The sequence below is a fragment of the Helicobacter sp. UBA3407 genome, from assembly GCF_949747025.1.
GTDB lineage: Bacteria > Campylobacterota > Campylobacteria > Campylobacterales > Helicobacteraceae > Helicobacter_D > Helicobacter_D ganmani.
The window spans coordinates 1-7297 of the sequence record NZ_CATKCB010000232.1 but is presented as its reverse complement, the minus strand read 5'-3'; the positions used below and the strand labels follow the sequence as shown (position 1 = coordinate 7297).

Genomic DNA, 7297 nt, shown 5'->3' with positions numbered 1-7297 from the left:
AGAGGTTACAAGACAAGCAGAGGATATTAAAAGTATCGTGAATGTAATTAAAGACATTGCAGACCAAACAAATTTGCTTGCTCTTAATGCAGCCATTGAAGCAGCAAGAGCAGGAGAACACGGACGAGGATTCGCCGTTGTCGCCGATGAAGTGCGAAAACTAGCAGAAAGAACAGGAAAATCACTTGGCGAAATTGAAGCAAATGTGAATGTTCTTGTGCAAGGCATTAATGATATGAGTGAATCCATTAGAGAGCAAACATTAGGAATTGAGCAGATTAATCAAGCAGTGGCACAACTAGAAACTAGCAACTCACAAAATGTAGAAATCGCAAACTATTCTCAAAACATTAGTGATGCGGTAGATAAAATTGCAAATAAAATTTTTGATGATGTAAATAAAAAGAAGTTTTAGTTTTACTTTTTGAAATTTAAAGTTGTGAATTTGCAAGCAGCGGGTACGTTGTGTTAGCGACTCACCCAAGCTTGCATAATTGTTGCTACAATGTGCGCTATGAATCGTAAGTGATTCTTACAAGAACGAATCCCACGCAGTCGTTGCGAGGCAAAAGCCGAAGTATCCCATAATCCCACAAATCCCTGAAGTTTTACAACATTTAAGATTTTATTTTAAAGTCCAAAGTGTGAATATTGTATGAAACAAAATGATAGAATTATAGAAAGATTTGGTAGCGGGGGGCGGATTTGAACCACCGACCTTTGGGTTATGAGCCCAACGAGCTACCGGGCTGCTCTACCCCGCGATAAAATTTATAAAAAGATTATAAATGTTATGAAATTTGAGAATAAGTGGCTGGGGTACAAGGATTCGAACCTCGGAATGGTTGGACCAAAACCAACTGCCTTACCGCTTGGCGATACCCCAATAAAAAGCGAAATTATATCTTTATTGTTTTTATTTGTCAATATATTAAATATCTTTTTGATAAGTTTGTGATATACTTTAGAAAAAATACAAAAGGTTAAGAAATGCAAAATGAAGCATTTTTGCGCGTGGAAGAGGCGATTAAGGCGATTAAAAATGGAGAAATGGTTATTATTATGGACGATGAGGATAGAGAAAATGAGGGCGATTTGGTAATGGCTGGAATCTTTAGCACACCCGAAAAAATCAATTTTATGGCACAAGAGGCACGCGGGTTGATTTGTGTTTCTATTACCAAAGAGATTGCAAATAAACTTGATTTGCCCCCAATGGTTATTCAAAATAGTTCCAATCACGAAACAGCTTTCACGGTTTCTATTGACGCCAAAGAAGCTAAAACAGGAATCTCTGCGTATGAGCGAGATTTAACGATTAGCCTAATGTGTAAATCTAACACAAAACCTGAAGATTTTGTGCGACCCGGACATATTTTTCCATTGATTGCCAAAGAGGGAGGTGTGCTAGAGCGCACAGGACATACAGAGGCGAGCATTGATATTTGCCAGCTTGCAGGGCTTAAACCTGTGAGTGTGATTTGTGAAATTATGCGAGAAGATGGGCTAATGGCAAGAAGAGGGGATAAATTTTTGAGTGAATTTGCACAAAAACACCGCTTAAAGATTCTTTATGTTTCGGATTTGATTGAGTATCGCTTGCAGTTTGAGCAGCTCATTAAGCCAATCTATCGTGGAAAGGGTAAGTTTTTGGGTGCAGAAGTGGAGAAAATCCAATTTCAAGACCATTTGAGCAGAATCCATACAGCCTTTGTGTTTGGCAAGTCGCAAACTCCTCTTGTGAAATTCCACATTGTTAAAGAGGATTTGGAGCTTTTAGAGAATGAAAATACATTTAATGGATTAATTCAAGCAATTGAGCAATTAAAACAAGAGGGGGGATATTTGGTTTTTTTGAAAACTTGTGATGGTAAGGATATCAAGGGATTAGGAATTGGGGCGCAGATTTTAAAATCACTAGAGATTCGGGATTTTAGGCTCTTAAGTGTCTCACAAGTAGATGAATCCGAATATTGTGCATTAAGCGGATTTAACCTTAGAATCTTGGAGAGAGTAGAGGTGTAATAACTCTCTAAAGCCTAAAGTGCGCAAGAGAAGATTTGAGCCAAAGTGAGCAATAATGCGCAAAAGTTTATGAGGGCAATTTCCCCACTGCATCATTGCAAGGAACGAACAAAGTGAGAGCAAAGCAATCCAAATGAAAGAATCTCGCCTTTGATAATTTACTCTGTGCAAAATTATGAATTACTTCAGGCAAAGCCCTCGCAAGAACGAGGTAGAAACCGCAATGATGCAGTAGTGTTATTTCTTGCGAAGTTGCAAAGCAACATACAAGCCAACGCTAAACAGGACAAAGAGGGCAAGTCCAAAGGTAATCCAATGCAGATATTCTTTCAAAAGTGCTTCATTTTGTCCCAAAAAATAACCAAGCGTGGTTAGAATGCTAACCCAGATTCCAGCACCCAAGGAAGTATAAAGACAAAAAAGAGCTAGTGGCATTCTACCTAAGCCTGCAGGAAGTGAAATATATTGCCTCACAACAGGAATCAAACGCCCGCTAAAGGTAGAAATATGCCCGTGTTTGGCAAAGAAATTTTCCATTTTTATCATTGTTTTTTCATCAAAAAATACATATTTGCCAAATTTGATTAGAATCTCACGCCCCAAAAAAAGTGCCAAGTAATAGTTGAGTAATGCGCCTGCGAGTGAGCCTAAGACACCGCAAAGAATCGCGATAAAGAGATTCATCTGCCCCAAATGAGCCAAATATCCTGCAGGTATCATCACGACTTCACTTGGGAAGGGAATAAAACTGCTTTCTAAAAACATTAAAAAAAAGATTCCAAAATATCCAAAAGTATGGATAGATACTACTAAAAAATCAACAAGAGATTGCAAAATTTCCTCACAAAATTTAAAAATTAAATAAGATTATAACTAAAATAAAGCTATAATCTAAAAATTTAACTAAAATATTAGAATCTTAAAAAGGGAAAAATTTGGCAAAAAATAAATGCCCCGCTTGCGATTGTCCTCAAGGTGTTCCATTATGGCTTGGGACTTATGGGGATATGGTTACTTTGATTCTAACTTTTTTTATTTTGTTGCTTTCAATGGCAACTTTTGATACGCAAAGAATCGCATTAGCCATTGGCTCTTTGGAAGGCTCTTTGGCGGTACTTGAGAAAGGCTCACAAACACAAATCAACCCTCCTGCGCCAATAAAAGCCACACCTATGGAAACAGAAGTAGAGATGGACAATGTGGTAAATATTTTTGCAAGCCTCATTACAGATTACAACGAAGTCAATCGCATCTCTAATGGACCTTCTGTAGAATTAGAGGAAGCAGAAAAAGGTGTTATTATTAGAATCCCAGATGAATTACTTTTTGAGAGTGGGAGTGCGGTTTTGACAAATTCAAGTGGAATTGCACTCGTTAAACGGCTTTCAATGGAGTTTGCTAAACTTCCTAATGCTGTGTTGATTAAAGCCATAGGACATACTGATAACATTCCTTTGCAAGAGGATTCCGTTTTTGAGGATAATTTAGAATTATCTATTGCACGCGGTGTGAATGTTGCAGACCTTATTCTTATGCAGGGTGTGGCAAAAACGCGTGTATTGGGTGGAGGCGAGGGAGAATTTTCTCCGATTGCCAATAATGAAATCCCCTCCTTGCGTGCCAAAAATAGACGCGTAGATTTGTATGTGTATAGTGTGGGTGAAGATTTATCTGCCGCAATGGAAAGTCTTACCAAAGTTGCCCCTTAAGCCATTTGATTAAGGATAAATGATGTCTAAAAAGAATCCGACAGGACGAGAAACTGCAACGCCCGAAAATGCAGATTCCAAACCTATCTCTAATGCACCTAATACAATTGATTTGCTGTTTGAGGGAGTCATTAAGTTTAAAGAAGAAAATTTTTTAACCTATAAAGAATTGTTTGAGAATCTCAAAGAAGGGCAGAATCCTCACACGCTTTTTGTAGGTTGCGCGGATTCTCGTGTCGTGCCAAATTTGATTACAAATACCTTGCCCGGTGAGCTTTTTGTCGTGCGCAATATTGCGAATATTGTTCCCCCTTATCGTGAAGCAGAGGAATATCTAGCGACAACTTCCGCAATTGAATATGCGTTAGAGGAATTAAAAGTAGAAAATATCATTATTTGCGGGCATTCGCATTGTGGAGGTTGCGCGGCACTTTATGAGGAGGAGCATTTTTTCAATATGCCCAATGTTAAAAATTGGTTAAAACTAATTGAGCCTGTAAAAAAACAAGTGCTTTCGCTTAACCCAAAAACAAAGGCTATGCGTAGCTTTTTGACGGAGCAAATCAATATTGAGCGGCAGATTGTGAATCTCTTTACTTATCCAAAAGTGAAAGAAAAATATCTTGCGCGCACCTTAAATCTTTATGGTTGGCATTACATTATAGAGAGTGGGGAGGTGTATAATTACGACTTTAAACGACACGAATTTAATTTACTGAAAGGATAGAAATGATTATTATTGCAGGACCTTGTGTCATAGAGAATGATGAGATATTAGAGGAGATTGCAGAATCGCTTAAGCCACTTTCGCAAAATAAAAAAGTTGATTTCTATTTCAAGGCAAGTTTTGACAAAGCAAATAGAACAAGTTTGGAATCTTATCGCGGACCCGGACTTGAAAAAGGTTTAGAATCGCTAGCAAAAATCAAGGCAAAGTTTGGTTATCGGTTGCTAACAGATATTCATGAGACTGCCCAAGTAGCACCCGCGGCAAAAGTTGTAGATATTCTGCAAATTCCAGCCTTTTTGTGTCGGCAGACAGATTTGATTGTTGCTGCGGCACAAACAAATGCAATCGTGAATATTAAAAAAGGGCAGTTTATGAATCCTAGTGATATGAAATATTCTGTGCTTAAGGCTCTTAAGATTCGTGCAAAGGTGCAAAACGAAGCGGTAGAGGAAGCGAATCTTGAAAATTCTTTGAAATATAAAGTCTGTTTGACAGAACGCGGAAGCAGTTTTGGATATGGAAATTTAGTTGTGGATATGCGCTCTCTAGCGATTATGCGTGAGTTTGCTCCTGTGATTTTTGATGCAACACACGCGGTGCAAATGCCCGGTGGTTTAAATGGAAAAAGTGGGGGAGATAGTCGTTATGCTCCTCTACTTGCGCGTGCTGCGGCAGCTGTGGGAATAGATGGATTGTTCGCCGAAACGCATATTAATCCAAAAATTGCGCTAAGTGATGGTCCAAATATGCTCACTCCCAAGATACTTTTAGAATTAGTAGAGCAGATTTTAGAAATTCAACATCTTATTACAAAGGAAAATTATGCAAATCATTGAGGGAAATTTGTCGCTTCTAGGCGATGAGAAAATCGCAATTATTTCTAGTCGTTTTAATCATCTGATTACAGACAGATTGGTAGAGGGAGCAAAGGATTGCTTTTTGCGTCACGGAGGCAGAGAGGAAAATCTCACACATATTTTAGTGCCGGGAGCTTTTGAGATTCCTTTTGCGCTAGAAAAAGTCCTTGCACAAGGAGATTATGATGGCGTTTGCTGCTTGGGCGCAATTATACGTGGTGCGACACCGCATTTTGATTATGTGAGCGCAGAAGCGACAAAAGGAATCGCAAATGTTACGATTCGTTATGGTGCAGCGGTAACCTTTGGTGTGCTCACAACTGACTCTATTGAACAAGCCATTGAGCGCGCAGGCACAAAAGCAGGCAACAAAGGTTTTGAATCTATGGCAGGTTTGATTGAACTCATTAATCTTTATCGTAAGATTGGAGCATAAATGGCAACAAGAAGCCAAGTGCGTGAAGTCGTTGTGCAGCTTTTGTATGCTTATGATAGCGGGAATGAGGGAATCTCTAAGTTTGTAGAAGAAATCTTAGAGGAGCACAAAATAAAAAATGCACAAAAAAATTTTGCGCAAGAATTGTTTTCTGGCGTAATTGCAAATTTGGAATCCTTAGACTTGCGCATTACACATCAGCTAAAGGATTGGGATTTTGAGCGCATTGGCAATATAGAACGCGCAATTTTGCGTCTAGGAGCATATGAGATTGTTTTTAGCAAGGTAGATAAAGCGGTTGTGATTAATGAGGCATTAGAGATTGCCAAAAATTTTAGCTATGAATTATCGGTTAAATTTATTAATGGCGTGTTAGATGGAATCGCTAAAAATTATAAACTCTCACTAAAGGAAATTCAAGTAATTTTAGAACAACAAAAAATCTCTAAAGAGGAAGAAAAAGCGCGACAAAAAGCAAATGAAACTTCAAAAGAATCTTTACAAAAAACAATTCAAAAACCCCGAAAAGTTTTTGGAAAACCTAAAGTGAATACCCTCAAAAACACAAAATCATCAAGAGCTACTAAGGCAAAATCAAAAAAATCTCATCATTTCAAAGATAAAAAGTCGGAATCTAGGGATTCTAAATCAAGCAAAACAAAAGATTTAGCAGCTGCCCAAACAAAGCGAGGCGGGAAATCGGGAGAAAAAATCCAAAAAAATTTTAAAAATCTTACACCAAAGGATAAATAATGAAACTTTGTGTTGCCCTAGATTTGCCTAGTGCAGGGGAGAATTTGGCATTATTAGAATTGCTAAAAGACAAGGATTTGTGGGTTAAAGTCGGCTTGCGTAGCTTCATACGTGATGGTGCTTTGTTTTTGGAGCAAATCAAAGCCATAAACCCGCTTTTTCGCATTTTTTTGGATTTGAAGCTTTATGATATTCCCAATACAATGGGCGATAGCATAGAGGAGATTGCAAAGCTAAAAGTCAGTATGATAACTATCCACGCAAGCAGTGGTCAAGAAGCTATGCGTGAGGTTATGCAAAGGCTAAAGGCAGTCCCAAATCCTCCGCTAGTAATGGCAGTAACTGCGCTTACAAGTTTTGATGAAAAGGGATTCTTTGAAATCTACCATACGGGATTGGAAACCCAAGTGCTAGAGTTTGCGAAAACCGCAAAAGAATGTGGCTTAAATGGTGTCGTATGCTCTTGTGCGGAATCCCAAACCATCAAAGAGCAAGTGGGCGCGGATTTTTTGACGCTTACGCCTGCAATTCGTCCCTTTGGTGAGAATAGTGGCGACCAAAAACGCGTGGCAACCTTAGAAGATGCAAAAACCGCACGAAGCGATTTTATTGTCGTGGGACGCCCAATTTATAAAGCACAAAATCCAAAAGCAGTAGTAGAGCAAATTTTGAAAGAAATGTAATTTTCCTTTCAAATTCCAAATCCTTAAGATTTTGTCTTTTGCTTTCTTTGGTTCTTTACAAAAGGAATCCCTATGAGCATAGGCAGTAAGATTTATAAACAATT

At 38.4% G+C, this 7297-nt stretch carries 10 protein-coding genes and 2 tRNA genes; 8 read left to right on the top strand and 4 right to left on the bottom strand.

Translation table 11 applies throughout. From position 1 onward, the window contains the following. Positions 1-415, top strand: a 415-nt coding sequence (locus Q1553_RS08080; protein ID WP_300842910.1) for a methyl-accepting chemotaxis protein, incomplete at its 5' end; no start/stop codon positions are given. Positions 416-468: 53 nt separating this feature from the next. Here Q1553_RS08080 and Q1553_RS08075 read toward each other — a convergent pair. The 3 genes from Q1553_RS08075 to Q1553_RS08065 all read right to left on the bottom strand — a co-directional run bounded on the left by Q1553_RS08075 (position 469) and on the right by Q1553_RS08065 (position 886). Beyond that, entirely contained in the window at positions 469-594 is a 126-nt protein-coding gene (locus Q1553_RS08075) for a hypothetical protein (protein ID WP_281270095.1), read from the bottom strand. Between the two features lie 93 nt (positions 595-687). Beyond that, positions 688-764 (bottom strand) — tRNA-Met (locus Q1553_RS08070). 47 nt (positions 765-811) lie between these two features. Beyond that, a tRNA-Gln gene (locus Q1553_RS08065) sits at positions 812-886 on the bottom strand. 104 nt (positions 887-990) lie between these two features. Here Q1553_RS08065 and Q1553_RS08060 point away from each other — a divergent pair. Continuing rightward, positions 991-2025 (top strand): bifunctional 3,4-dihydroxy-2-butanone 4-phosphate synthase/GTP cyclohydrolase II, encoded by a 1035-nt coding sequence (locus Q1553_RS08060; protein WP_115551116.1) that lies wholly within the window; start codon positions 991-993, stop codon positions 2023-2025. 237 nt (positions 2026-2262) lie between these two features. Here Q1553_RS08060 and Q1553_RS08055 read toward each other — a convergent pair whose 3' ends face one another. After that, on the bottom strand, positions 2263-2859 hold the full coding sequence (locus tag Q1553_RS08055; protein ID WP_115551115.1) for a DedA family protein: 597 nt from the start codon (positions 2857-2859) through the stop codon (positions 2263-2265). Positions 2860-2960: 101 nt separating this feature from the next. Here Q1553_RS08055 and Q1553_RS08050 point away from each other — a divergent pair, with 101 nt between their 5' ends. From Q1553_RS08050 to pyrF, 6 genes are all read left to right on the top strand, one after another. Beyond that, the gene (locus tag Q1553_RS08050) at positions 2961-3734 is read left to right on the top strand and encodes a flagellar motor protein MotB (RefSeq protein ID WP_297570928.1); all 774 of its coding nucleotides are present in this window, start codon (positions 2961-2963) and stop codon (positions 3732-3734) included. Positions 3735-3840: 106 nt separating this feature from the next. Then, positions 3841-4461, top strand: coding sequence for a carbonic anhydrase (locus Q1553_RS08045; protein WP_181881606.1), 621 nt, complete (start codon positions 3841-3843; stop codon positions 4459-4461). A gap of 2 nt (positions 4462-4463) precedes the next feature. Next, positions 4464-5300, top strand: a complete 837-nt coding sequence (kdsA, locus tag Q1553_RS08040) for a 3-deoxy-8-phosphooctulonate synthase (protein ID WP_297570925.1) — start codon at positions 4464-4466, stop codon at positions 5298-5300. Further along, positions 5287-5757 (top strand): 6,7-dimethyl-8-ribityllumazine synthase, encoded by a 471-nt coding sequence (gene ribH / locus Q1553_RS08035; RefSeq protein WP_115551112.1) that lies wholly within the window; start codon positions 5287-5289, stop codon positions 5755-5757. Before kdsA ends, ribH begins: the two co-directional genes overlap by 14 nt. Then, on the top strand, positions 5758-6510 hold the full coding sequence (gene nusB, locus Q1553_RS08490; RefSeq protein WP_363315815.1) for a transcription antitermination factor NusB: 753 nt from the start codon (positions 5758-5760) through the stop codon (positions 6508-6510). Beyond that, entirely contained in the window at positions 6510-7193 is a 684-nt protein-coding gene (gene pyrF / locus Q1553_RS08025; protein WP_115551110.1) for an orotidine-5'-phosphate decarboxylase, read from the top strand. The genes nusB and pyrF overlap by 1 nt, the downstream gene beginning before the upstream one ends. Positions 7194-7297 lie beyond the last annotated feature (104 nt).

Bases quoted from the DNA above. Each gene is read 5' to 3' on its own strand.
- pyrF (WP_115551110.1), top strand. From the start codon at position 6,510: ATGAAACTTTGTGTTGCCCTAGATTTGCCTAGTGCAGGGGAGAATTTG.
- nusB (WP_363315815.1), top strand. From the start codon at position 5,758: ATGGCAACAAGAAGCCAAGTGCGTGAAGTCGTTGTGCAGCTTTTGTAT.
- Q1553_RS08060 (WP_115551116.1), top strand. From the start codon at position 991: ATGCAAAATGAAGCATTTTTGCGCGTGGAAGAGGCGATTAAGGCGATT.
- ribH (WP_115551112.1), top strand. From the start codon at position 5,287: ATGCAAATCATTGAGGGAAATTTGTCGCTTCTAGGCGATGAGAAAATC.
- kdsA (WP_297570925.1), top strand. From the start codon at position 4,464: ATGATTATTATTGCAGGACCTTGTGTCATAGAGAATGATGAGATATTA.